The organism is Algoriphagus terrigena DSM 22685 (assembly GCF_000429445.1).
GTDB lineage: Bacteria > Bacteroidota > Bacteroidia > Cytophagales > Cyclobacteriaceae > Algoriphagus > Algoriphagus terrigena.
In genome coordinates, this window is sequence record NZ_AUBW01000006.1 from 1 (window position 1) to 25,854 (window position 25,854).

The window sequence follows — 25,854 nt, forward strand, 5'->3', positions numbered from 1 at the left end:
TGGGCTGAACAGTCTTTACTTTTCCGTCGGAGGCTTTGATTCGAGGGAGCCGACACTTGATGTAAGTCCTATATTGCATCGTGTCCAAATGCCTCCAAGAACGCTCCGGCGCATAATCATAAACCTTGCAGAACTCTCCGGATCCAGCGTCTTCCAATTGATCCAACACACAAACAACCTGTATGTAGATCTCCTCCTTTGTTAAATCCGAATCTACAGATTCAACTATCCAACCGTCTTCCAGATCAAGCAGCTTTGTGAAAAAATTCTCTGTGAACATCTTTTTGCCTAAAGATACCATTTCCATTAAATTCGTGGTAGAACCAGAAAACTCTTCCTAATCGATTGTTTAGGCGCTTTACTGACTGCATTTCTTTTGTTTGCAGTCTTCAGAGCTTACCATGAATTCGTTGGTGTGGCGATTGGGACACTGACTTTGCTGGCGGGAATTGCGGCGGTATTCTGCATTTATTCGGCCTGCTGTTTCTTATTTCTGAAGGGGAATTGGGCACCATTTATCCAGGCCATCAGCATCGCCAACCTGCTTTATTGCATCGTTACCCTGGGACTTGTATTTATCCCCGGTTCCGAAATCAGCCTTGCCGGAAAGATTTACTTTTTGGGGGAAATACTGGTCGTGTGTGGGTTGGTTTATGTCGAACTGGCAGTTGCAAAGGCAATAAAAAAAACAATATGAAAATCCGCGTCGAAGCCAGTAACGGGTTCAAGAGCGTCAAATCAACCTCGAAAGTCCCTATTTACCAAGCAACGTTTTAAAATCAAATCTCGGATTGGGCTGTCTGTTCTGGAAACTACCCTACTCAACAGTTGAAAATATCCGCTCCCAGCGAACTTTGTCCAGCCCTTCTCCCTCCACATTTTTTGAAAACAAAACCATGATCGGTTTGCCGATAATATGGCTCTCAGGTACAAAACCCCAATAGCGAGAGTCGATCGAATTGTCCCTGCTATCTCCCATCATAAAGAAATAGTCTTGCTTGAACGTATAGGTTTCAAGCCTTTCCCCATCAATCTCCAATTGTCCGTTGGCAACATTCACCTGCTCATTCCCCTCGTATTTTTCAATCAATTCACCGTAGAAGTCCAAGGTCATTTCATTGACCTGAATCATCATTCCCTGCTGCGGCACAGTGAGTGGGCCGTAGTTGTGAAGATCCCAAGTATCGTTTTTCAGTGCCGGAAAAAGCGGAAAGCCGACTGGTGAACCGGAACTGGCCTCAACTGAAACTACATCCCGGGCTTTTTGTACTTTATCGATCTGTCCATTGGTCAACAGCATGCTGTACACTGTTTTGTTTTCCCCGACATATTTCGAGGCCCAATAATCCTCTTTGCCTATACCTAAATTTTCAAGCTGGAGAGGCTGAAGTGGGTATTTGGTAGTGACTTCATATTGGAATTTCGTCCCTGATGGATTGACCGTTTCTTTTCCATTAATGGAAATTTTCCTGTCCTTGATTTCCAAGACATCCCCCGAAACGGCGACACAGCGCTTCACAAGTAAAGTCATCAAATCATTAGGCCGATCTGTCGGCTCCAGCAAATCTTTCGGAGCATTGAAAACCACAATTTCACCCCTTTCCACATTTCTAAATCCAGGAAATCGGTAAGATGGGATTTGAACCCAATCCAGATAGGATGGGATTTCGGTTCCCCAAATTTTCTGATGAGTCAAAGGAAGCTGTAATAGAGTTTGTGGAGTCCTGGGACCAAAGTGAACTTTGCTAACCAGGATATAATCTCCAACCAATACCGAGTTTTCCATCGATCCAGTCGGAATGACATAGGCTTCGGCCAATGACCATCGAAAAAAGGTCGCAACTACTACTGCAAATACCAGTGCATTTCGCCACTCAATAAATTTTGATTTTTTAATAGTTGGGTTCGTTTTCATACCGGGGAATTTTAGAAACAATGGAGGAGTCAGGAAGCTTAAAAATAGAATTTAGGGTTAGAATAATAGCTTCTTTTCCATTGAATTAAAGGTATTTAACGTTTTCAACCTCCTCGAAAATCCGGATTTTCTAATTGAAAGGTTTTGTCAAAAAATTTAGAGGCCCAAAAAAACGGCCTTTTAGTAAAAATAGAACTTGGCCCACCAATGTATTTTTTTTGAGAGGGCAATTAAAAAACAAACTTATTCGCTCTGCTCAGGATTTCACACTATAAATTGCGTCAACTTTAAGCTCGACGCATGAAATATTTTCTGCTAGTTTTTTTCTTCGCTTCGCAATTTGCGATCGCTCAATCGCCACTCAGCTACGTCAATTCAAACGGAGACAAACACCTGGCAGGCCCCATTGAACTGGATGATCTCAGAACGGACACAACCTACAGCGGCTGGTTTGAAAGCAATTATGCCCGGTTTCAACTCAAGGGAGGAGATACTTCGGTCTGTATCTCTAACTTGCGTCCAAAATAAAATATCTGGAATATGAGGATTAAATTTTTCGCCGTCTTGTCTTTGATTTTGATTGCAATGACTTCCTGTAAAGACGTTCTTGAGGACATCACTGATTGCGTGGGTGAATCTGCCTTTACCACGATGAAGCACGAGGCTAGCGCGTCAAACGCACGGGAAGTGACATTTACGATAGCGTATATCGGCAGTCATACCGTGAGCTCCGTGGATTGGGATTTTGGCGATGGCTCCACACAAAATGTAAAGGGTCTCACTGTGACCCACACCTACTCCGCACCAGAAACCGCGAATGTATCGGCCAACGTCCACCTGGCAGATGTTTGCTCTTTCGAAATAAAAAAATCAGTCACGATTCCTTAGGCCAAAAAAACGGCAAATGGGGAGGCTGGCCAACACCCATCTTCAATTCCAGCCATTAATAGTTCGGATTGATTCGACTCTACTCACCAACCATGGATGAGCTAGACAATCGTTCATACCTGCCTACCGGACAGGCAGGCCTACGGCATTAATACGAAATAACCCTTTCCGCGCTACAGCTGGCGGCTCGCTGGATTTGTCTGGTGGACAAATTCTAAACGCTCGCCGCTCCCAAAGGGATGGACGATTTATTTCATCGCTTTCTCTTTTTCAGGATGTTGTAATAGATAGCCAGCAAGAATACAATGGCAAAGGCTATGGCTGTAATCACGTCGATTAAAACTGGGTCTGAGTCTATGCCGGCCACCTTATCTACCCAGTATTTAATGAACGAATTGGGCAAATCTGTTTCTCCCAGTTTCGATTTCACCTGCCACTGCCAATCGGTGAGAGGACAATAGCCGATCCCGAACCAGATTCCCAACCCGAGCCAGGATGCAGCAGTCAGCAATACACACCAGAGATGCAGCCGCCTCGTGGCAGGCCAGATCCAGCCCAAAAGATTAAACCCGACGATCAGTAGGTGAAGCGCGGTAAAAAAGTAATCGAGTAGGTTCAGCCACATATCCAATCGTATAAGTCCTTGGAACAAGGATGAGACTATCCACTCAAGTTGCGAGTCTGCGATTAAAGCGTCAATAAAAGCCTAAAGTTGGGTGTCTCTAAACTCCCTTTTTCTCCTGCAGTTCGACGATCATCTTTTCGGCATTGGGATTTTTGGGATCGAGGCTGAGGGACTTTTTATAGTTTTCGATGGCAAGGTCTGTGTCTCCCAATTTCATGCAGGCCTCGGCATAGCTGTCATACACATTGGCACTCTCGGGGTAGAGGAGCATATTGATCTTGAACAGGTCCCTGGACCACTTCAATTTGTCATCTTGCATAAATCGATAGCCCATAGAATTCAGATTTTCTTCTCGGATGGTAGGATCATCGGGATTCTGCTTTTTCACCGCTTGATACTCCCTCAGCGCTGCGTCAAATTCCCCTGCGATCAGCAATTCGATTGGGACTTTTTTCCCGTCCTCCATCCTAGCCATGTCCATTTCGGTGACTCCGGAATCAGGGTTGAGGGCAAGCAATTCACGTTTTCCGCTATTGGGATTCACTTTGAACTGGATATGCTGGGTATTGTCCCTTCGGATATAGAGGCTATCGGATATCTTGACCAATTCAACGGGTTCATCGAGCAGGCCTTTGCTGTACAGGTTGCCGTCTTTTTCAAAAATCTCGACGAACCAGTTCCCGTCGATCTGATACCTGCCCGTATTCTGGCTGGCTTCCTCGGCGGAAAGTGGCTTTCGCTCATATTTCGGCACGAAATCATCCCAGTCATAGGTCAGCGCAACGGAGCGAATCAGTTCGGAGATGAATTCAGGATGGTTGGAATTGGTCAAGACGACTACCCCGTATCCTTTGTCTTTGTGGGCGATCATCTCGCTGGAGAATCCCTCATCCCAACCGCCGTGACCAAAATAGACCTCGTCTTTCATCTTGGTAATGAAAAGACCCAGTCCGGTAAAATCCTCCACAAATGGAGTGAGCATCAGGGAAGTCATGTCCTTTGAAAGGACCGTTTCAGTACCGCTTTTCAAAGTCTGCTGGATATTCACCGCAAACTTGGCGAGGTCCTCTGCCGTGGTCCACAGTCCCGCGGCCGCCATCTCCGGATAGGTGTGTCTTTTACCCTTAGTCATGGTGCCGTCCGGCAAATATCCCGTGGCGGCCATCTTCAATTGTTCGCCTTGCAACGGCTGGTCATAGGTGCTGTGAGCCATCCCCAGAGCTAGGAGAACCGATTCCTTCATCAACTCCGGAAAGGGCTTTCCCGATACGTCGATCATCATCTGCTGCATCACGGTGTATCCTCCACCGGAATATCTAAAGCTTTCCTCCGGCATTTTGTTGACAAAGATTGCCGCTGAATTGGAGGGAGGCGTACCGTTTAATACTTCCACCAAAGTGGGAACGGGCAGGCCGGGGCTGTAACCCAAAAACCCGTGCACGGTGAGCCCCGCCGAGTGGTTGAGCATGTTCTTCAGCGTAACTTTCTTGTCGGCAGTAAACTCACTGTCGGGAAGTTTCCAGGTTGTCAGGTAGTTGTTGACGTCCTCTTCCAAACCAATTTTGCCCTGCTCGACGAGTTTGAGTGCGCCATACGCCGCTACCGGCTTGCTGATGGACCCAGCCTGGAAAAGCGTCTCTCCGGTCACCGGGGTTTTGTCCTCCTTATCCATGATGCCGTAGGTTTTGATCCAGGCAATCTTGCCGTCATAGATCACCGCGATACTTACTCCGGGCACGCCATAATGCGCCATCCGCTCCTCGATGGTCCAGGTAGAATCCCCTTCAATCACCACCTGATTGCTGAGACCGCGTTCTGTCTGGGCGATCTTATCGGAATCTGTTGTGGCAGCGTGATCTTCCTTACAGGATTGGAAAAGAATAAAAACCAAGATCAACGGGAGCAGATTTTTCATGGATTCTTGTGATTTTTTGGGGAGAAGGAAGATAAGAAAATAATGTGGTAGTCCCTTTTTCCAGCAATCGGGTACTTATAAAGACTAGTTACCATTTGATTTGTGTCGATGAATTACCGAAACAGCTACTTCAGGCTTCTCCTGGGCTTTTCCTTTGCCGGACTTACATTTTGCACATCCCCGCAAAAACCGCTTCCTGATCTCAAGTCAACTGTGGACGGGATTGTGACCCGACTTTACGATGAAATCCCGTCAGACAGCCTCAACCTGCTCGATGAGGAGTTTTTCTTGCACTACCTGTCTGCGGACGAAAAACAGGTTCTGAGCTCTCAATATTGGGTGATCGAAGTAAATCAGCCGGTTCGGGTTTCTCTGATGCGGGATGTAAGTCAAGGCACTGTTCCGTTTTGGTTGGAAAAATCAGGCTTTGTGAAAACCGCCCTTCAGGTAAAGAATGAACTCTCAACCTATGAGGTTTGGCAAAAAGAAGAACCTGCGGGCAAAATCTCTCTGGGCATCAATGGCCTCGACAAACACCGTCCGGTTTACTTTATCAGCTTGGCGCCTCTGGATCCGGAAAAGCGGCTGGAAATCAAGCCGATCTTCCCTTCACACCAGCATATCGAGAAGTTTCAGCCCGGAGCCTTTACCTACCACGATTGGGACGGTCTAAAGATCAGCGAGGTACCGGAGCAACTATTTGGTGAATCGATGCTTACCACCATCCGTGGGAGGGCGCGGGAAGCACACTTGGTCAATGCCTTCAGAAACACCGATTTTCCATCATCCGAATCTCCGGACTTGATTACGCTCCATTGGGTTCAGGACCCTAAAAACTCCATCTCCATTAATTGGCGAACTTCTCCCAATTCCTCAGAGTATTGGGTGGATTATTGGAAAAAAGAGACTCAGGACACACTCAAGCTTCGATCCAGCTCTCAGGAGATGGAGGACCGGCTTTTGCAAAATGACCGCTTTACGCTTCGGCATACCGCCCGGCTTGTCGATCTGAGTCCCGGTACGACCTACGAATACCGAATCCGAAGCCAACAACAAACCGGCAAGATCCACTCCTTCCAGACCGAGCCGGAGGCCCTAAAGGACTTTTCATTCATCTGGTTTGGCGACATGCATAACGATGCCAAGACAGGCCAACTTGCAAAAGATGCCACGGCGAGGTTCCCGGAAACCAAATTCTACATTTCCTCAGGGGATCTGGTGAATACCGGACTGCACCGTGATGACTGGGACAAGCTATTGGGATACACAGGCGACAGCTTTGCCAACCGGCCATTTATGCCAGTACCTGGAAACCACGATTCTCAGGATGGGCTGGGAGCATGGATGTATGAGGCGCAGTTCGACCTGCCCCGCAATGGTCCCGGTGATGGATACGCGGAACGATCCTATTTCTTCATCTATGGGGAAGCCCTGTTTCTGATGCTGGACGGTACGCTCTCCGTTCCCGATCAGGCGGCTTGGCTGGAAAAAACCCTGAGTGAAAACCCCGCCAAATGGAAGTTCTTGACCGTTCACTTCCCCGCCTACAATTCCGTGGAGCCCTATCCTGAAATCCAGGATTCTTGGATTCCCGTTCTCGAAAAACACGGGGTAGACCTCTATTTCAGCGGTCATTTCCACTATTACATGCGCTCCAAGCCTCTGAAGGAGTTCAAACCGGGATCAGATTCCAACCTGATCTTGGTTCACTCGGCTTCCGCCCACGGCAAGGGATTCGAAAGTGAAAAGCAAGACGGTTCGATTACCGTTTTGTCGTATCCTAACGACTACCTCTATCAAAACATTGAGATCAAAGGGAATACACTTACGCTGAGTTCCTACCTGGCCAACGGGGAATTGTTGGATCAGTTTTCGATCAAAAAATAAAGCAAATACCGCTCTTAGGCTCAGCAAAGTGGAGATAAGAGGAAGTTCAGAATTCCTTCCGCCTTCGCATCTCAAAATCCAAAACCCCGTTCCATTCCAGTGCTTTGGAGGAACGGGGTTAATTTGTTAAAATCCGGTCAGACGAGCCCAAAAAGCCCTGGAGCGTAGTCTTCTTTACTGGCTATGTCAGTTCTATTGAAATCAATCCCAAAAACACGGCCCACCAACGTAGGTACTTTCTCGCGGGCGAAGTATAAAGGCAACTGCATTCCTAAAATGATAGCCAACGGGCCTTTTGATCATACTATAGTGTGGAAGGGATTACTTTTTAATTCATTGTACACAGCAGCCAAAATGTTGCTGCTGTTTTAAATTATCAAATTGTCCTGGTATAACTGGATGTCGGTCGAGTCGCTCTCATATGTTGGGGCTTAGACTTTTTGGAACTGGGTGTAGTTAAAGTTCAGTTTGGGTGGCTGGACATAAGTCTTCTCCGGTGTATTACTGCTGCATTGGGAAAGAGCATAAAGATGATTTTGTTTAAAAATATCTTTAACTTAAAAGTTTAAACAACTTTTATCTAAACACTTATGACCATGAAAAAAATTGTTACGATTGTGGTATTAGCGCTAATGGCGACCGCCACTTATGCACAAAAAGGAAGCGCCTATATAGGAGGCGCGGTGGCTTTTGGAGGTGATCAATGGAAAGTAGGACCGGAAATTGGCACTTGGTTAAAAGACGACATTCAACTGGGGGCCGTCTTGTCCTTTGGTGGAAGTGATATGGAAGGCACCAAGACAACCGATATAGCCCCACATTTATACATTAGAAAGTGGTGGCCGGTAGGTGAGAAATTTTCTCTGTATGCAGGGCTTAATGCACGGTACGTAAGCAGTAAATACGAGACCGGCGGCACCAGTACCACAACGGATTACTTTGACGCTTTCTTAGACGCGGGATTTGCATATGCTGTCGCCGAGCGATGGGGTATTGTTGGTAGAGTAGGCTCGCTGGGATATATTCAAGAGGATTTTAAACTCGACTTCAATATGTCTCCTCAGTCTCTATTCAACGTCGGTATCTACTACACTTTCAAACAATAAAATATTCAATTACTGAAAAATAGCGCCTTTGTGTATCTGCTTGCCACATCAGTATAACTTTGCAAATTAAAATGCACCGATCTTAGACAAAGGGAGATCGGTGCGATCCCGCCGACGAGTGATTAGATGCCGATAGATTATATTTAGAAATACCTACCCATCAATGTATTTGAAGAATGTCTTGAATAGAAATATTGACCATTTACCTGTGAACGACGATTTCTGGTTTCCCGGCAGATGGATCGGCGGCATCTCAATGGTACTCGCCCCGATCCTTTTTCTAGTCGGAATGCTGCTTAGGATCCAGTTTCATTTCTTCTTTCCCCAGCAGCTTGAAGCCTTTCGAGACCACCCCACACTGATGGTGGCTTCTTACAATTTCTTCATCTTCGGCAATATTCTATTGTTTCCCGCCATTATCACCCTAGCTAGGATGATCGGGAAAAAGAAAAGTCAATTAGCCTTGTGGGGCGGGATGTTTGTCATGCTGGGGCTTTTTGCCCGGACCTTTCAGGGCGGCATCAACCATCTTGCTTTCCAGCTGGTGAATGTCCAGGGACTGGAATCTGCTACAAAGACGATTGCCGACTCATACGGAGCTTTTAACCTGATGGCGACTCTCAACGGTACCATCCTGTTTGGATGGCTGATCTTGGCGCTCGGGGCTTATCTCTCCGGCACGCTTGGCCTGATTCGATCTATTTGTCTTGGGCTGATGGCAGGACTGATGATGGGTGTGCTCAAAGGCACCACCTTGTTTTCTGTACTCGCGGCGGCCGGGTTGTGTGCTGCCCTTGTCCCTCTTGGTGTTAAGGTGCTAACCGATGGCCCCATGCCGGGTTGGAAAGTCACTCTGGGTTGGATGCTCGGAATTTGCCTGTTGATTGCACTGCTCTATTTCCTTGGGCAGGCAGGATAATCAGTTGGCTCTCTCCTTTCAGGAGGATTCTGTTTAAAAGAACATCTAAAGCTGGCCTTACCTCGTCTGTGTAACGATATATTCACAGCATCGAAACACTTTTCCCAACCAACATGGACAGTCTTCTTTCTCTCATGGCGTCTCTGGAGCTTCACGGTACGAAAAAAACGTATAAACCCGGAGAGAACTTTGTCAAAAAAGACCAGATCCCGCAGAAGATTGCTATCGTGAAAAAGGGGCTGTTCCGGTACTACTACCTGACTGGCGAGGGGAAAGAATTTACCAAGGTATTTATGCCGGAGGGATCGATCTTGAGTGCCTATTCGGCGATGGTCAGTGGGACGCGGTCCCATTTTTTTATCGAAGCAATAGAAGAAGCCACGACGGTGGAGATCACCTTTGACACCTGGAAGAAGCTCCGGGCACAGGATCCCAAATGGGACAGGTTGCTGATCGCATTCCTGGAGAAAGGATATGCGGTGAAAGAGAAACGTGAAAGGGAATTCCTGTTTTTGGATGCAGAAGCCCGTTACAGGCAGTTTTTGATTGACTATCCAGAGCTGGAAGCTCGCGTGACGCAACGGATCATCGCTTCCTATCTGGGCGTCACCCCCATTGCCTTGAGTAGAATCAGGAGAAAGATGGGGCTCATTAACCTATGTTAATGCAATAGGTCTGGTGGCGGGCTAATTTTCGTGCCTGATGTAAAATACAAAAAGGCATGAAAAAATTGATCCCGCCCGTGCTCCTGGTTCTCTCGGCAGTGACGATGGTTGCTCTACATTTCACTTTCCCCATCAAGTCTCTGATTTTCTTTCCTTTCAACCTGTTAGGACTCATTCCCATCCTGTTGGGTCTGAGCTTCGCCAAGAAAGCGAGCACGCAGTTCTCAAAGGTGGATACAGAGATCCACACCTTCAAGGATCCCAGACAATTGGTGACCCAAGGGCTGTTCCGGTACAGCAGAAATCCGATCTACGTGGGTTTCCTGTTGGTTTTGCTGGGGTTGACGATCCTGTTGGGCTCGGCGTCGCCGTTTTTGCCGGTCATGGTATTTTTTGGTGTGACTCAGTTTTGGTACATCCCCTTTGAAGAAAGGAAGATGAAAAAGCAATTCGGGCAGGCGTATGATGACTATAAGAAGGCTGTAAGAAGATGGCTTTGAGCGCATCTCGCAATGCTCACCTGCCACCGGAACGAGTGTGCCCCTTAGCCCGGCTCCCAAAAAACTAATTCAGCAAAAATCAGGATTACTACCGTCGGTAGCATAGGTTTCCGGCTTTACTTCAACTTAAACTGCATGTCCGCAAAATCCAGAACCTTTTCCCAGTCGTAGGCGGTCAGATCGTGCTCGCCTTCACGTAGGTGGTAGCCTACGTTTCGCTGGTGGATCGTCTGGACCTCCATCTTGAAGTCCTCCGGAAACTCCAACGGAACGCCATAGATCTCCGAATATACCCGACTTCCGATCTTGAGAGACAAAAACTCTCCTTTGGGATCAGCCCAAGTGTCGTCTTTGGAGCTCCCCACATACACCGCACGAGGCGCAATACTCGCTATAAGCTGATGCTGATCGAGGGGAAGCTGCTCTTCTCTGTCATTGTAGTTTTTGAAATTTTCACTAAACCAGTATGGAAAACCGGTATTGATCCGGTGTACCGTCTCTCCAATCATCCGCTTGGACAGGGCAGCTCCCCCACAGCCAGATTCATTGGAAACGGTAATCGCCCAGCGTGTGTCATTTGCTCCAGTCCATAGGGCAGCTTTGCCTCCACGGCTATGGCCGATCACCACGGCTCTGGATGCATCGACTTCGGGATCTTTCTCCAGGTAATCCATCACACGCATCGCTCCCCAAGCCCAGGCTGACAAGCCCTTCATTCCATTCGGCATCGACTTTTGCTCCGGGTAGAGTTCGTCCAAGATGCCTTCGGTGTATCGATCTGGATCATCAGGGGACACGAACTCCACGTCAAAGATCGCCGCGGCATACCCACGGTTCACAATTTGCTCTACCGGAAAAAAGCGGTTTTCGGTATCTGCTGTCAACTTCTCCACATCTCTGTGACTAATCAGGACAAACACCGGCATGGGTGCAGTGGCGTTCTTTGGCAGGTACAGCTTCAGATGCATGGTCTGTGTCTTGCCATTTCTGGAGACATCTATCGCCACTTGCTTCAGAGTGGAATACTCCGAGTGGGGATGATTCGGTTGAATTTGCACTCCGAAGCCAATCTTGTCAAAATCTTTGGGAAGTTGGCCATAGACTTGATCCGCGAACTTGGCCACAAGCTCAGGCCTTCTTTTGTTTTCCCAATCGCCAGGTGTGCGGACCAGGCTTCCGTCGTAGCCAACCAAGACATCCGGCAATATCAAATCCGGTACCTTGCTTTCATCATAATGTATCGGGCGCTGCGCCATCATTGGTTGCTGCGCACCTAAAAAACCAAGAAACGTCATCGCTGCCACGCACCTTTGAATTGCATTCATGGGTAGGTATCTTTTTTTGAATAGCAGTCCTCCTTCGCCGTCAATCCCGATGGATAAAAAAGTCTCCACTAGCAGCGAAAAAGAACTCCACTTTTAAAGTACTTAATTTTCCGGAATATGGGCCTCTTCGTTCGTGGATAGTCCAACTATATACGCTATCGCGGAGATTGCAACAGCGCTTCAATCCTCCCCCAGTCTCCCTCCAAAGCTTCATCGATCCAGCCGTTCCAGGTTTCCTGGCCTTCGGGGTCGAGGCCGTGGTCCACTCCCTTTTCGTACAGTTCCTGCAAGCGGTTCATTTCACGATAGGCGTCCAAATACGCTTCGTTGATCTGGGCTTGGTAGAAGTCCAGGCTCAGACCGGCATTTTCCAATCGGTAGATCAATCGATCCGCCACGATCCTGACGATGTCAAAATGCCGCTGTTCGTGATTCAGTCCATAGTCATTGGGCGTTCTGACCCAAGACTGCATGGGTAGCATGTAGACGTTGAGCTCCAGCGTCTGCACAACCGAACCCGAGTCCATCAGCGAAATCCCCTCCAGAGAGAAGCTGGTAAAGATGGTCGCGTTGTTGCGGCTACCCGGGCTGGGACGAGCCTTGAAGTCACTCCAAACCAAGGGGCGGTCTGGGTCATAGAACACCTTCTCTCCGGTAGAAATCTTGTCTTGCTCGATGATGTCCAAGCGGAAAGTCTTCGCCAAAGCCCGCGTATTCAGCGCCTGGCTTTTTATCCAAGAGTCAAAATAAACCAGGGAATTGGAAAACAACTTGTTGAGCACGGTCTCCACTCGATCCATCCTAAAACCCGATCGCTGGTATTGGATCGAACCCGCATAGTCCAGCAAATGAACCGGATCGAAGCTGCCGATCACATAGAATCCAAGCCCCAATTGAACGTCCCCTTCGTACAGTCCAGTCTCCGGATTCAATCTTTCTATCAGTTCCAACTCCAGAATCCGAACTTGGATTTCTTTCTCCGCCGAATCAATGGGAAGGATGCTCTCGCTGAAAAACCGACTTGCCGAGGGCACCATCCCGCCTTGGACAGTCACCGGAAGCTTATATCCCGCGCGCTCATACACTTCTCCGATGTCAGACTTCCTAATCCTGTGATCTAACACCTCGATAAATCGATAGTCTGTCACCAGGATCTGATTTTCGACAGGACTTAGATTCAACACGACTTTTTGTGCTGAAACCTCAAAAGCCAGAAGGATGGCGCAAAAACAGAAAGCTAACAGGGTCCTCACCAGAGGAATATAGGGCAAATTTACCTAAGAGAAAACAGGGGCAGTCACCAGTGATCAGTCGCAGTTTGCAGTTCAAAACATCAGTCATCGCGCATCGGACAGCAATCAATCTTCCGTCTCCGGTCTTCCTTATTCCGTCCCAAATCTCCCTTCCCCGCTTTAGATCCTTTTCGAATACACGTTCCCAAACCGGTCCTTTGCCTCCACGACGAGATTGTCGGTCGACTCCGGTTTGAAGAAGAACATGTGATCATTCAGCTGTGGCTCCACCCAACTTCTGCGGGAAGGCAGCGTAGGCCCTGAGTGCAGTTCCACGCTCCAGGGATCCAAAGCCACCTTCTTCTCCGGCGATCCTTTTTTGACCCCATTTTCGTACCAGCTGATCTCCCAGGCCGGATCGTAGTTCCAGCAGTTGAGGGACATTTGATCCGGGAAATCTTTGTGGTAGCCGGTCTTGTACACCCGGAATTGCTCGTTGATATCCAATCCCGTGCCTTTGTACTGCCATTTCAACTCCGAGCCCCTGGCTTCGTAGACCGCATAGCCGTTTGGCGTGCCGTCGTAGCAGATCGGCCCGGACCACCAGGCACCGCAGACAGTCCCGTGGCAATGTTCATACACGTGCCCGCTGATCATGTTGTCGTTGAAATGGGTGTGTCCAGACAGCAGGTGCGCATTGTAGCCTTCCAGCATCCGGTACAGATGCTCCCGGTTGCTGACCGTTCCGCCCAGTGTGTCGCGATCTGGATAGCGGGTCACTGCTCCTGTGTAGGACGGGATGTGCAGGGAAACGACGACGGTCTTGCCTTTTTCTACCAAAGCCAAATCCTGCTCCAGCCAGGCCATCTGCTCCTCAGGAATGTGGCCGATGTACTTTGTCCCCTCGCCAATCCTCCCCAAGTAAAACACGTCATCCAAGACCACATAGTGAACTTCTCCCCTATTCCAGGAATAGTACGTCGGGCCGAAATGCCCCTTAAAAGTCCCCGTCGTGGTGGAGTCAGACCGACCGCCAAAGTCCAGATCATGGTTGCCCATCACCTGAAAGAACGGCGTATTGTACATCTGCACGGACTGATTGTATTCTCTGAAAAGCTCCAGCTTATCGTACACCAAGTCCCCGCAACCGATCCCAAAGAGGTTTGGATCGTTGAGCGCGGCGATGGTCTTTTGGACGTCAGGAGCGGCCACGGTGAGCAGTTGACCCGCGTCGTACTCGTCTTGGATCTGTGTATCCGAAAGCAGGAGGAAATGATGGTTTTCATCCGAGTTGGCAGCTTTTTTCAAATCAAAAGTAAAACTCTGTTCTGCCTTAGAAGGGTCTAATTTCTTAAAAAAGGCGGCGGACCCGTTCGCTTGTCTTGCGATTTCAAAGCCAGCTGGCAAAGACACAAAAACCAAATCCCGATCGTTGCCGGAGATGAAATCAAACTCCCCGTTGGAATCGGTTTGGGCTACGATGCGGCCGTCAGAGACGGCTACTCCTGCCAGTCCTTTGCCTGCGGAACTCACTTTGCCTTTGATTCGGATCGGACTAAAGAATGTAGGGGCGCGATGAAGCGGCAGTTCTCTTTGGATCTCTGCCAGCACGGCGTCGCCCATTCCCAGCCAGGCGACCGAGGTCAGCCCGAGGCTTTTGATAAACTCTCTTCTCTTGAACATAGGTTGGTTATTGGTTATTGGTTACTAAAAGTCTCGCTTCGATGAGCATAGTCGGTAGACTTTGCTGCCCAAAGTTGTAAAGTCACCGGAAATCAAAAAGGCATTTCATCAAACTTCTCAATTTCTTAACCCAGGGCTAAAAGGAAAATTGATCTTCGGCTTTTGATATTAAGGAGATTTATTTAGAAATTATAATCCGCTTACAGCCTGAAGTTCAAGCGAAAGCGTTTGGCCTGTTACTTTTTTACACAGGCGTTTTTCAAAAGTTTCCTCACCGATTTTTAACCAAACCCATGAAAAGAAGATTTTCAGATCTGCACTGCCACAATCACATGCGGGCACATTTTCACATGCAGGAAAAGGCAAAAAAATTCAAGCGAAAGGGTGAATTCAGCCCTTGGACCGTCATCGCCTCCAACTCCAAGAACAAGGAAAAAGGAAAGATGGGCGCCAGCTACAGCCAGATTGACTTGGTCAAATGCTGGAATGGCAACCTCCGCCTCACCTTCAACTCCCTCTACCCACTAGAGCGGGAGTTTGTAAAAGGGATGGACCCCAAGATCAAGGAAGACAAATGGTACAATTTCGCCGCGAGAGGTATCTTGGGTCATTCCGGACTGAAAAGAGACCTCCTACAGACGGCATTTATGCGGATTCCGGACAAGGTCATCGATTTTTTCCAATCTGAAGAGTACGACTATTGGGAGGCACTGAACAAGGAGAAGGATTTTGTACTGCTCGACTCCGGCAAGCGCATCGCCCAAAATGAAATCCACGTGCCTTCGGCGCTTTTCGGAGATGAAAAAGAAGCTGCGAAACGGGCCAAGGAAGACCCCAATTCCTATGTCGCGGAGAATGCTTCCTATCGGGTGCCAAAGGACCGGGCCGAACTCCTCCGATCACTGGCCGACGACTCTGAGATCACCATGATCCTCACCATCGAGGGCGCTCACGCCTTGGGACGGGAGAGTTGCAAGAGCGTTCAGGACGCCTCCGACCGGATCAAATTCATCAAAGAGATGTGGGAGGCACCGGTATTTTTCATCACGTTCTCCCACCATTTCGACAACCAGTTCTGCGGCCATGCCCACTCGATTCCGGATATGGGGAAGATCCTGATGAAGCAGGGACAGCACACGAATACGGGTTTTCGGCGAAACGGACACCGGATTGTCCGCGAATTTCTCGGACTGAACCTCCGGGGAGCGCGTGACCCAGGCCTTGGCTATCGGATCCTGATCGACGTGAAGCACATGGCTGCCAAGTCACGGGTGGAATACTATCAACTGGTCAATGAGTGCTTGGAAAAGGGAGACCGGGTTCCGGTCATCGCTTCGCACTGTGGCTATTCCGGTATCGAATCGCTGGCAGAGCATATTCGCTGCGAAAAAGAGGAGAAAGACGACTACTGCGACAAAAAAAGCGGGAAGTTCAACGCTTGGAATATCAACATGTGCGACGAAGACATCGAAATGATCGTTAAGACGCGGGGAATGTTTGGGATTTCCTTTGACCAGCGCATCCTCGGCATTACCAAAAAAGACCTCAAAGATCCTGAAAGCAAGCGCAACGGAATCCTGCTGATCTGGGAAAATATCGAAGCCATCGTCCTCAGCGCCTACGAAAACCCGAGGCTAAACGAAGCTCAAAAACCCGAAATCTGGAAGTCCCTAACACTCGGTACCGACTTCGAAGGTCTGATCGATCCGGTCAATGCCTACCCCACGGCCTTGGAATATGGGAAGTTTGCAGAAGACCTGGTAGAAGTGATCGACCAAGCCCGCAAAAATCCAGCTGCAAAGCATCTCGTCCACATCAATTCCCGCGAAGACGCCGAAAAGCTGGTCGACGATTTCTGCTACAACAACGCCGAAGCTTTTGTGATCGAAAACTATCCGGTATAAGCGATTTGAAAAACTTGTCCGCAGTGAAGGATTGGGAAATTAGGGTTGTCAGGTGGCAAAGTACTTCATAGCTTGTACTTTCAGAGAACGTAAATCGTATCTCAAAGAAATCAGCACACAATCGCGTAGGAAAAAACAAACAATAAGAATATGAAAAAGAAAATTATCATCGGAGTGGTGGCTTTCGTTGTCCTGCTCGGAATCGCCTTCGTTTACCTCAATTACCGCAATCGCAGCCTCAGTCCTTCAGGCACCGCTGAGTTAACAGCCAACGGGCTGACGGTGTCTATCCCGTATAGCAGACCCTCGGTACGCGGGCGCTTGATATTTGGTACCGCAGAGGAGAAGGCTTTACAACCCTTTGGCATGTACTGGCGTCTGGGTGCAAATGAGTCAACCGAAATCACCGTAAATAAAGACTTCTTATTCAATGGGCAGCCTGTCACTGCTGGCACCTATCGAATGTATGCCATTCCCAATGCCGGGGAATTTGAGATTGTCCTGAATTCTGAACTTGGGCAGTAGGGTGCTTTCGAGCCTAACACTAGTCTGGATGTCTTGCGCACCAAGGTGCCGGTTGAAACTACCAATTCTCCAGTTGAGCAGTACACCATCTCCATGGTCGAGGCAGATGGCGGCATCAATGTGGTTTTCGAATGGTCAGATGTGAGATTTAATGTTCCGATAATCGCACAATAATGTTTTCAAAAAAGGTCTACTAGTCAAAAACAGCTGGTAGAACCTCCTTCTAAACTTCTAATATTAAGATACATAAAGACACCTTATTGAAACCAGTTTCAATAAGGTGTCTTTGTTTAATGAAAACTTAAAAAAATATTTCTGGATAGCTTCAAAACGAGCCGTTGGCAGGCTTTAGCTCCGGGCTAAATGGATGAACAGGTAGGGAAGACTGTTTGTTTGCCCATTCTTAATATGAGTTCAACAGTATTGTTCGCTCGCCCCTCTATGTCAGGAGATGGGAACCTTCGAGGGGTCACAAAACAACTGACTGACGCGAACCCCTTATCACAGGATAAGTAAGACTTGCGCCAGTCAGGTTTTAAGCTGTATCAAGTATCTTTAAAGTATTCCGCAATCCGGAGCTTCATATAGATCAGCTACAGCCAATTGACATGCAGGATCGGCTGAGAAGCTGGCGGATACATCCACACCTACTCCTGTTGGAGGTAAGCCAAACACATTAACTATTTGAGGAGAGGTGCCAATTGGGAAAGAGGTAACTGCGCCATCTATTGAAACGTCAAGTGTTCCGGCCGCTGGGGCGTTTTCATAAGTGATACGAAGCTGTAAATCGTAGGTCGGATTAGGATCGGTACACGTTGCATTAAGAAGTTCAAAGTCGGTAATACTACAAGGATCTCCGCAGTTATTGGCACCAGGATTAGCGTCTGGATTTGTGTCATCACAATCAACTTCGCCGCAGGCATTGTCTCGATCGAAATAGCCGTCGTTGTCCTTATCAACGGCATCTCCATGTCCCTGATGGTCCGGCACAGATTCAAAGTCAACCAAAATAATTTTGCCTTTGTGGCAGATCTTTACCTTATCATCTTTATCGCAGCTTGATAAAAAAAGAACAGAACAAAACGCAAGGAGGGAAAGCGGTGCTAGAAATAGAGTTTTCATTGTTTTGATGGTTTACGGTTGAAGATTAAACTATAGAAAAGGCAAAAAGTACCCATCAACTGAGGACGAAGAATCCTTGTATCGATTCTGCCTGAGCGATACTCTAAGATACTGGATTCACACACCATTTCAAACTCACAGAAACCTGATATTGAGTTAGTTGTGTAAAATTATCCATTGTACTGAAGCGTCATAAATTAAAAATCCACCATAGTCCCTCGTAGTGCGTATTTTCGCTTCAGTTTAGATTTTTTACAACACTAAAAAATCCACCATTCCGCCTTCACTCCCATGTAGTAGCCCCATCGTTCGGCTCCGACGAATTGAAGGTAAGGGCTGTAGAGTTGTTCGCTGGCGTTGTCGTTATAACGTGCCGCACTGAAGACAAACCGAAGATGCGGACGCGCCCAGACACTCCGCTCTCCGGAGACAGAGAGCGTGGGAGCCAGGGAAAATTTACCCATCGCATACATGGGTTGCTCGCCGTCGCGCCGTTGGGAGTAATTCAGCTCTGACAGCAGGTGAAAATTATCGCTGATGTACCAAGTACCACGGGTCCCGAGGGTGAGGTCTTCCTTCTTGTTGAACACTTCTTTCCCGAAGAAGGTCCCCGCCATATCGTCGGATGCGGCGGCACCCTTGCTGCGATTGTAGATCACATAGCCGTTGAGGGAAAACCGCTCAGACAGATTCAGCAGGATGTGATCCACCAGCGACCAACTGTAGGCTTTGCTGAAACTCTGATCCACCAAATCCGGCGCACCAAACGTCAGCCAAGTACGCGACACTCCGCCGTCCCCGCCATTGGCGATACCGCGCCCATACCGGATGCTGACATCATTGAACGAACCCATCGGCAACTTTGGCAGGATGGTGTTGAGCCGTGCTCCCAGCACATAGCCGTGGTCTCCGGGATAGGCCAAGTCGGGAAGTGTATCCGTGACATCCGGATTTCCCATTCGGTGATACTCTGCCAAGAAGGTGAGCTTAGAGCTCTCTGAGAGCACCTTGTCCTGCTCCAGCACCAGCACGGTACGCTGACGGAGTGCCAAGGCGGGGGTTCCTGTTTTGATGTTCAGATAAAAGTAAGGAGGCACTGTGGAGGAGGTGTCCGTGGAGCTGACGAAGATGGCGGCAAACCGGGTGCTTTTCAACTCCACTCCAAAGCCCTGACCGGAATGGTCGTTGAAGTAAAAATGATCCGCGATGTGGACATCAGCGCCCCGATAGAGCCGACTGCCTACCCACAGATTCACGCGATCCCGCTTGCCGACGCCGGTCACCTCCACATAGAGTTCAGGGATGGCTAGCGTAAGGCCACCCGTGCTGGTCGTGGTGCTGTTGCCAAAGAGCGACAGGCTGTTGGACCAGACTGCAAAGCGGGTGTTGACGGTCACATTCATACTGTCGCCTTTGATCAGAGGAGAAAAGTCGATCCCAGTGGCCAGCTCCAGATAGTCCTGCTCCTCCATCCTGCCGCCGATACTGCCCATGTTGTTGAGGTTGAGCCGTCGGCCAATCGAACCTTCGTTGACAAAGGACCAGTCGGCTCCAATCCTGCCGTAGGTGCCAATGTAAAAATTCTTGTAGGTCGCATGCTGATAGGCGATTTGGGCTTGCGAATGGGAATTCAGGAGTTGAAAAGCCAGTAAAAACAGGCAGATACTTAAAAGTCGTGTCATCTTGGGCTGGGGTATCACTAAATGTAGTTGATATGGCAACAACTCTCAATAGCAACCTCCTGTGGCTCAACCGAAAACTTCAAGAAAGCATCGAATTAATCTGGGAAACTCTGATTGCCTAATTTTCAAAAGCAGCTTTGCCCTGTTTGTACCGTCTATGGCTTTTAATAAGCCGAAATCTCAGGTCATCATAAAAAAGACTTAAGACCAAAATCGCTGCTCCGATCAACAGGGTGTCCAGGCCGAGCCCGAGTCTGGAAAAGCAATATCCACCAAGCAGGCCGCCCAAAAAGAAAAACGAGATTATAAAAACCCTAAGCCGGATGGTGGACCTGATTTTGGCTTGGTCGGGATGGTTTTTTGGGAAAAACAGCTGGGAAATCTCGATGCCCAAATCCGTGAACAGACCCGTCAGGTGTGTCGTTCGTACCACGGCGTTCGAAATCTTGGTAACAAAGGAGTTTTGAAGTCCCATCGCAAAAAGCAGTGCGCAAACGATGAGGTAGGAGTTTTCTGTCGGGAAGAGGTTACCTAAAACCGGAACTAGTATCAAGATCAAGCTTTCGATGCCTGTCGGCAGCACAAAAACATTCAATCTTTTGCTTTCCCGAAACTTCTCAATCAAAAAACTTGAAGTAAAAGAACCCAGCAAAAAGCAAAAGATATAGAGCAGGTAGACTGCGCCTTTCCAAACCTCAAACTCTGCTACATCCTTGACAAAAAAAGCAAAGTGTCCGGTCACGTTGGTGGTCAATTCTCTAAACGACAGAAAACCGGTAACATTCACGATTCCAGCCACAAAAGACAGGACTGTTGCGATACGGAGATTATGCTTGTGTGTCCTGCTTTTACCCTGATGCCTGAACATTGTCCCACGATTAATTCAACAGCCTTCACTTCTGAAGAAAGTTCTCCCCCGCCTCGAGGCAGCGACAAGCCTTCGTCCGTTAGCTAAACACAATTAAATCAAAATCCAGACATCAGCCCCGGGCTAGCATAAACATTTTGTCAGGGCTTCGCTGCTTCTATTGTTTGTCCTCCCGAGTCTTTCTGTAAAAAGTCTTCATATCTGGTAAGATACTCTAGGGCTAAGAGCAACAGTATCGAACTTGCGTTGTATACCTTCTGCATAATGATCGCCCAATCCAGGTAACCAAAACCAAATAGGAAAAAGAAACAGTAAAAAGTCAGAAGGCACATAATACAGCAGACTTTAAGTAGATGAAGTTTGGTCTTTAGGACAAATACAGTCACAGTAAATAAACCAAGCAACGTCAGGACGATCGATATCACTCCCACGTCATGCAAGGGAGTGGCGATCAAGAAGATCAATAGTATGTTGGCGGCGCCTATAAATTTCAAAACATTCGCCCATTGTCTTGAAGTGATCTTTTTTGACATATTGATAAAAAAAATCCCATAGCCCGCCGAGTGGAATGCCATCCCAATCACTGCCCAAATCCGGCCGGGGTTTTCTGAGCCATTTATGGCTTTTGCTTCAAACAAATTGCTCAGGAAGTTTTTTGACCAGTCAAACCCGATAGAATTATTGTCAAACAATGAGCCCCCTGGATAGGCCAACGCTGCTACTACAATTAATATCAGGGACGTAACCATGCATATCAAAACCGCATACTTCTTAATTAGCTGTATAATCATCTGGCTAAAAATCAGTTAGATATCGCTGTTGCAGAGTCGTATTCGCCGGCCGCTTCTATTACAATTGACTGAATCTTTGAAAGGATTGTTTAAAGTCCTAAACATCGGATTTCGTCCAAAGACTAACCGATCCGGAATTTATTTCAAATTCCGTTCCTTCAACAGCTGCTCCAATGCTTTGTCTTTTTTGGAACCATTAAACAATTTATAAGCGATAAACAGAGGAATCAGGGTAAGAAATCCCCAGCTGTTCTTCACGGCACTGTAAATGACGACGCCAATCATTACTCCAATCAAGACCGCATTGAGTAGGGCCGTAGACTTCATCTTCTTTGCTTCGTCTAACAGCTCTTGGTCTGTTAATTCTGACAATTCCTTTTCTTTCATTTTATTGGTTTTGATGTGTTTGCGATAAATACTACGAGTAATGCACTTTCCTTTCCCGAGGCGGATTTTGATAAAAGTCGAGAACCTTGAATTCGGCTTTTTCCAACCATAAGCTAGCCTTCTTGGGGTATTTTTTAACTTTTCATTTTTAAAGATCTGTCCTTTGAAGCCTTGTAATCTCTGTTTGTCGGATCTAATTCTAAAGCCTTATCAAAATTTTCGATCGCTTTGATGTGATTGCCTTGGAGTTGGTAGGCAAATCCTTTGTTATGATATGCATCTGCATATTCTGAGTCTATCTCAATTGCGTTTGAAAACGCATCTATTGCGTGTTGAAGTTGGTCCTGTTGCCCATATAAAATGCCAAGGTTATGGTAAATGAGTTTGTTATCTAACTCCGAGTTATTGGTCAGATCAACTTCAATCGCTTTTCGATAGTCCGATATAGCATCTTCAAAATCACCAAGTTTCTCGTAGGATAGTGCTCTGTTATAAATTGCAATCTTGTTTTTGGGCTCAAGCTCAATTGCTTTAGAATAGCTGTCCAGGCTGCCTCGAACGTCTCCAAGAAGATCTAAGCAATCACCCTTTCTTAAATGGGCTTCAGCAATTTTATCATCAACCTTTATAATTTCTTCAAATTTTGAAAGAGCTCCTTGTATGTCTCCTTGTTCAAACAGTTGAACCCCTTGTTGACCAAGCTTTTCAACTTTGCCCTGACCACTACACGCAGAGAAAACTGCAGCAATAAAGGTGATCATCAGAGTCACTTTTTTCATTTTGTGTTTTTCGTATTCAAAATCATCGCAACATCTGTATTCACTAAACTTCCCCATCCCCCTATTTCGTCTCTCCATTATTTGTCCGAGAGTTCGTGACTTGCCCCAAGACCAAATTAATAATTTCGTCGAAACTCCCCAGTGAACGCCGTACATTTTTGTTAGAGTTGGACAGGATGTCGGAATATTCTGACTTGAAACGAGCGTGAGATTTACTCTTGAAAAACGAACGAGGGTAAAATTTTCATTTTTTTACTCTCTTTTTATTATCGAAGGTAATTTTTACACTCGTCCTAGAACACCTGAAATCCCAATTTTTCAATCCGCCACGGCGGACAAGTTCTTAAAATTTTCCAATCCCCGAATCCCTCAGCCAATCACCCGACTTGGCAAAAATGGCAGCCATTCCTCGGCCTGACGCTCGGCGTATTCCGCCAAAAAGTAAGAAAGCGAAGGCTTGAAGGGTTCGGATCGGAGGATCAGTCCCGCTTGTTCGGGAGTCTTATCACCTTTGTTCACGTTGCAGCGGTTGCAGGCGGTGATCAGATTCGTCCAGTTGGTCTTGCCACCTTTGGACTTGGGCACGATGTGGTCGATGGTCAGATGTCTTTTGCTCCCGCAATACTGGCACTCGCCCTTATCCCGCCTAAACAGATTGGCCCGATTGAGTAAAACGCCTCGAAAAGGGATGGACTTATAATGCGCCAAGCGGATCACCGCGGGGTATTCAAAGCTACGGCTGACCGTCCGGATGAAGAGCAGGTCGTAGGTGGTGAGGACGTTGGCTTTTTCCAACAGACAGAGCACAATAGCCTTGTGCACCGGCACCACGGCCACCGGAGAATGATCTAAGTTCAGCACCAAAACACGCTTTTCCATAGTTTATGTAACGATAGCCCGGGTGTCCATGCTTACCTGATCCCCGGTATTGTTTCTCAAAAAATCCTCCCACTCATCCAGATCGGAGACCTTCATGCGGTGATCCAGGCAGAGGATCTCCTCCGAACCTAAAAACAAACCGAAGTGGGACTTTTGTTTTTCCAAGTCCCTGAAAATAAACAAATCGCCCGGAAGTGCGGCCTCGGGCTCCACACTTTTGCCGGGAATTTTTCCCGAAATCCAAGAATAACCCGCTATCGCAAAGATCAGCGCAAAGCCATGCTCCTCGTCCAAACCGAAGATGCTTCTCCCTCCCGCCTGGAACGGCGCATTGAGGAAGCGAAGTCCGATCTCGACCAATTCCTCCCGCTCGGCTTTGACCACGTGGGGGCGGGAAGTTCCCGTAAAGCCGACATGATCCTGCCAGTTGAAGAGTTCGAGTTCGGAGAAGTGGAGACGGCTGCCGGGAAGGAGATACAGGCTGGCTCCGAGGTATTCGATTGCGGCGATCGGGCTGGTCACGACCTGAAAGTCGCGGTTGAGGAACTTGTGGTATTCGTCACCGGTGATCTCTTTGATCAGTGTGGCCCAGACCCAGCCTCCCATGCCGGTGTCTTCATGGAAAATCCGAAACCATTGGCGGTCGGAGGTCAGTCCGTTGATCTGATAGCACTCCCCAAAAAGCAGCTGCGTGACCAGCGCGGAGTCAAAGGTGGGTTGGCGGTACACGGGCAGGATCGTCTGTCGACAGATCCCAAAAGCATCAATCAAAGGCCATTCGCTGGAGCTCTCTTTTTGCATCTTTTTCCTTCAGGTCCTGACGTTTATCGTGTGTCTTCTTGCCGCGGGCCAGTGCAATTTCGATCTTCGCCAGACCGCGGTCGTTGATAAATATACGAACCGGAATGATTGCCAGACCTTTTTCGGCCGACTTAGTTTCGAGCTTTTCTAATTCTTTTTTCTTCAAAAGCAGCTTGCGATCCCGCACCGCCACGTGGTTGTAGCTGGCCGCCATGCTGTAGGGCGAGATATGCATCTGACGGATGTACAGCTCCCCTTCCATAAAGATGCAAAACGCCTCCGTCAGCGAAACCTTGCTCTCGCGGATCGACTTGATCTCCGTGCCAGTCAGCAGCAGCCCACACACATAGGTGTCGATGAACTCAAACTCAAAGCTTGCTTTCTTATTCTTGATGTTGACGATCTTTTCGAAGCGGTTGGGCTTGGACATATCAGAGTTTCATTTTGGCCAGGGGAGTGACGTCGAGTCCGACAAATTCACCCTTGAGGTATTTGTAATGTGCCGCCATGGCGATCATGGCAGCGTTGTCAGTGCAGTATTCGAATTTTGGCACGTAGAGGTTCCAGCCTTTTCTACGGGCCAGTTCGGCCAGGGTATTCCGCAAACCTGAGTTGGCGGAGACTCCACCGGCAATGGCAATCTCTGTCACACCGTACTGCTTCACAGCTTCCTTCAGCTTGATCAGCAGCATCTCGACGAGCGTGTATTGGATGCTGGCGCAAAGGTCCCGCAGATTTTCTGTGATGAAATCGGGATTCGTCTGGAGTTGATCCCGGAGAAAGTAAAGAACGGCAGTCTTGATACCGGAGAAAGAATAATTCAAACCGGGCATGCGTGTCACCGGAAATTTGAAAGCTTTCGGGTTCCCCTCCTTCGCATACTTATCGACCAAAGGGCCACCGGGATACGGCAAGCCGAGCAGCTTGGCAGTCTTGTCAAAAGCCTCTCCTACCGCATCATCCTGCGTCTCGCCGATCACTTCCATCTCCAGGTGGCTTTTCACCAAGACCAACTGCGTATGTCCCCCGCTTACCGTAAGACAGATGAAGGGAAAAGCCGGCCGTGGATCCTCGATGAAGTGCGCCAAGATATGCGCCTGCATGTGGTTCACATCGATCAGCGGGATCTCCAGCGAGCGGGCAAAGGCTTTGGCAAAACTCACTCCGACAAGCAGCGATCCCATCAGTCCCGGACCCCGTGTAAAGGCCACCGCCGAGAGTTGATCTTTGGAAACCCCAGAACTCAAAATCGCCTCCTGGACTACAGGAATGAGGTTTTCTTGATGAGCGCGGGAGGCCAATTCGGGAACCACGCCCCCATATTTTTCGTGGACGGATTGTGTGGCCACAATATTATTGAGTACTTTGCCATTAACTATAATGGAGGCAGAAGTCTCGTCGCACGAGGATTCGATTGCTAGTATAGAAATATCTTTGGTACCCATTGGAAAAGAAC

The 25,854-nt window shown here is 48.1% G+C and carries 25 protein-coding genes and 2 pseudogenes; 10 read left to right on the plus strand and 17 right to left on the minus strand.

What is annotated here, in order from left to right; genetic code table 11:
- Positions 1–307, minus strand: a pseudogene (locus tag G459_RS26925) (transposase family protein); the annotation flags it as partial.
- Between the two features lie 69 nt (positions 308–376).
- Between G459_RS26925 and G459_RS0105885 the strand changes: the two are divergent.
- A complete protein-coding gene (locus tag G459_RS0105885) occupies positions 377–697 on the plus strand; it encodes a hypothetical protein (protein WP_051315089.1) in 321 nt (106 codons plus the stop codon).
- Positions 698–817: 120 nt separating this feature from the next.
- Here the strand turns inward: G459_RS0105885 and lepB are convergent, their stop codons facing one another.
- Positions 818–1,915, minus strand: a complete 1,098-nt coding sequence (lepB, locus tag G459_RS0105890) for a signal peptidase I (RefSeq protein ID WP_026966811.1) — start codon at positions 1,913–1,915, stop codon at positions 818–820.
- A gap of 300 nt (positions 1,916–2,215) precedes the next feature.
- Between lepB and G459_RS0105895 the strand changes: the two genes are divergently transcribed.
- Both G459_RS0105895 and G459_RS0105900 read left to right on the plus strand, forming a co-directional pair.
- Entirely contained in the window at positions 2,216–2,443 is a 228-nt protein-coding gene (locus tag G459_RS0105895) for a hypothetical protein (protein ID WP_026966812.1), read from the plus strand.
- A 12-nt stretch (positions 2,444–2,455) separates the two neighbouring features.
- A complete protein-coding gene (locus G459_RS0105900; protein ID WP_026966813.1) occupies positions 2,456–2,803 on the plus strand; it encodes a PKD domain-containing protein in 348 nt (115 codons plus the stop codon).
- A gap of 253 nt (positions 2,804–3,056) precedes the next feature.
- Here G459_RS0105900 and G459_RS0105905 read toward each other — a convergent pair whose 3' ends face one another.
- Positions 3,057–3,428 carry a DUF2784 domain-containing protein gene (locus tag G459_RS0105905; protein ID WP_026966814.1) on the minus strand — a complete coding sequence of 124 codons (372 nt, stop codon included), beginning with the start codon at positions 3,426–3,428 and terminating at the stop codon, positions 3,057–3,059.
- 97 nt (positions 3,429–3,525) lie between these two features.
- A complete protein-coding gene (locus G459_RS28860; RefSeq protein ID WP_051315091.1) occupies positions 3,526–5,343 on the minus strand; it encodes a serine hydrolase in 1,818 nt (605 codons plus the stop codon).
- A 108-nt stretch (positions 5,344–5,451) separates the two neighbouring features.
- On the opposite strand from G459_RS28860, the gene G459_RS0105915 reads away from it, so the two are divergent.
- From G459_RS0105915 to G459_RS0105940, 5 genes are all read left to right on the plus strand, one after another.
- Positions 5,452–7,230 carry a purple acid phosphatase family protein gene (locus tag G459_RS0105915; RefSeq protein WP_026966815.1) on the plus strand — a complete coding sequence of 593 codons (1,779 nt, stop codon included), beginning with the start codon at positions 5,452–5,454 and terminating at the stop codon, positions 7,228–7,230.
- Positions 7,231–7,826: 596 nt separating this feature from the next.
- The gene (locus G459_RS0105925) at positions 7,827–8,336 is read left to right on the plus strand and encodes an outer membrane beta-barrel protein (RefSeq protein ID WP_169725006.1); all 510 of its coding nucleotides are present in this window, start codon (positions 7,827–7,829) and stop codon (positions 8,334–8,336) included.
- 163 nt (positions 8,337–8,499) lie between these two features.
- Positions 8,500–9,255: a hypothetical protein gene (locus tag G459_RS0105930; protein WP_051315092.1), complete on the plus strand. Its 756-nt coding sequence runs from the start codon at positions 8,500–8,502 to the stop codon at positions 9,253–9,255.
- A 113-nt stretch (positions 9,256–9,368) separates the two neighbouring features.
- The gene (locus G459_RS0105935; protein ID WP_035455302.1) at positions 9,369–9,920 is read left to right on the plus strand and encodes a Crp/Fnr family transcriptional regulator; all 552 of its coding nucleotides are present in this window, start codon (positions 9,369–9,371) and stop codon (positions 9,918–9,920) included.
- Between the two features lie 56 nt (positions 9,921–9,976).
- Positions 9,977–10,420, plus strand: a complete 444-nt coding sequence (locus tag G459_RS0105940) for a methyltransferase family protein (RefSeq protein WP_026966819.1) — start codon at positions 9,977–9,979, stop codon at positions 10,418–10,420.
- Between the two features lie 116 nt (positions 10,421–10,536).
- Here G459_RS0105940 and G459_RS26935 read toward each other — a convergent pair whose 3' ends face one another.
- The 3 genes from G459_RS26935 to G459_RS0105955 form a co-directional block, all read right to left on the minus strand.
- On the minus strand, positions 10,537–11,745 hold the full coding sequence (locus G459_RS26935; protein WP_035455346.1) for a glucuronyl esterase domain-containing protein: 1,209 nt from the start codon (positions 11,743–11,745) through the stop codon (positions 10,537–10,539).
- Between the two features lie 155 nt (positions 11,746–11,900).
- Entirely contained in the window at positions 11,901–12,998 is a 1,098-nt protein-coding gene (locus tag G459_RS0105950; protein ID WP_157373284.1) for a hypothetical protein, read from the minus strand.
- Positions 12,999–13,157: 159 nt separating this feature from the next.
- Positions 13,158–14,660: a calcineurin-like phosphoesterase C-terminal domain-containing protein gene (locus G459_RS0105955; protein ID WP_026966821.1), complete on the minus strand. Its 1,503-nt coding sequence runs from the start codon at positions 14,658–14,660 to the stop codon at positions 13,158–13,160.
- A 293-nt stretch (positions 14,661–14,953) separates the two neighbouring features.
- On the opposite strand from G459_RS0105955, the gene G459_RS0105960 reads away from it, so the two are divergent.
- Positions 14,954–16,564 (plus strand): amidohydrolase family protein, encoded by a 1,611-nt coding sequence (locus tag G459_RS0105960; RefSeq protein WP_026966822.1) that lies wholly within the window; start codon positions 14,954–14,956, stop codon positions 16,562–16,564.
- Positions 16,565–16,714: 150 nt separating this feature from the next.
- Positions 16,715–17,263, plus strand: a pseudogene (locus G459_RS26940) (DUF2911 domain-containing protein).
- A gap of 381 nt (positions 17,264–17,644) precedes the next feature.
- Here the strand turns inward: G459_RS26940 and G459_RS0105970 are convergent.
- From G459_RS0105970 to tsaD, 10 genes are all read right to left on the minus strand, one after another.
- Positions 17,645–18,211 (minus strand): hypothetical protein, encoded by a 567-nt coding sequence (locus G459_RS0105970; RefSeq protein WP_026966823.1) that lies wholly within the window; start codon positions 18,209–18,211, stop codon positions 17,645–17,647.
- Positions 18,212–18,471: 260 nt separating this feature from the next.
- Entirely contained in the window at positions 18,472–19,893 is a 1,422-nt protein-coding gene (locus G459_RS0105975; RefSeq protein WP_026966824.1) for a carbohydrate porin, read from the minus strand.
- 118 nt (positions 19,894–20,011) lie between these two features.
- A complete protein-coding gene (locus G459_RS0105980; RefSeq protein ID WP_026966825.1) occupies positions 20,012–20,761 on the minus strand; it encodes a YoaK family protein in 750 nt (249 codons plus the stop codon).
- Between the two features lie 140 nt (positions 20,762–20,901).
- A complete protein-coding gene (locus G459_RS26945) occupies positions 20,902–21,552 on the minus strand; it encodes a hypothetical protein (protein ID WP_245588133.1) in 651 nt (216 codons plus the stop codon).
- A gap of 138 nt (positions 21,553–21,690) precedes the next feature.
- The gene (locus G459_RS0105990) at positions 21,691–21,939 is read right to left on the minus strand and encodes a hypothetical protein (protein ID WP_026966826.1); all 249 of its coding nucleotides are present in this window, start codon (positions 21,937–21,939) and stop codon (positions 21,691–21,693) included.
- A gap of 134 nt (positions 21,940–22,073) precedes the next feature.
- Positions 22,074–22,874: a tetratricopeptide repeat protein gene (locus tag G459_RS28865; protein WP_084454371.1), complete on the minus strand. Its 801-nt coding sequence runs from the start codon at positions 22,872–22,874 to the stop codon at positions 22,074–22,076.
- A gap of 213 nt (positions 22,875–23,087) precedes the next feature.
- Positions 23,088–23,597 (minus strand): HNH endonuclease, encoded by a 510-nt coding sequence (locus G459_RS0106000; RefSeq protein WP_026966828.1) that lies wholly within the window; start codon positions 23,595–23,597, stop codon positions 23,088–23,090.
- A gap of 3 nt (positions 23,598–23,600) precedes the next feature.
- On the minus strand, positions 23,601–24,398 hold the full coding sequence (locus G459_RS0106005) for a hypothetical protein (RefSeq protein ID WP_157373285.1): 798 nt from the start codon (positions 24,396–24,398) through the stop codon (positions 23,601–23,603).
- Positions 24,361–24,828: an SsrA-binding protein gene (gene smpB / locus G459_RS0106010; protein ID WP_026966830.1), complete on the minus strand. Its 468-nt coding sequence runs from the start codon at positions 24,826–24,828 to the stop codon at positions 24,361–24,363. The genes G459_RS0106005 and smpB overlap by 38 nt, the downstream gene beginning before the upstream one ends.
- A 1-nt stretch (position 24,829) precedes the next feature.
- Positions 24,830–25,843, minus strand: a complete 1,014-nt coding sequence (gene tsaD / locus G459_RS0106015; protein ID WP_026966831.1) for a tRNA (adenosine(37)-N6)-threonylcarbamoyltransferase complex transferase subunit TsaD — start codon at positions 25,841–25,843, stop codon at positions 24,830–24,832.
- Positions 25,844–25,854: the final 11 nt, after the last annotated feature.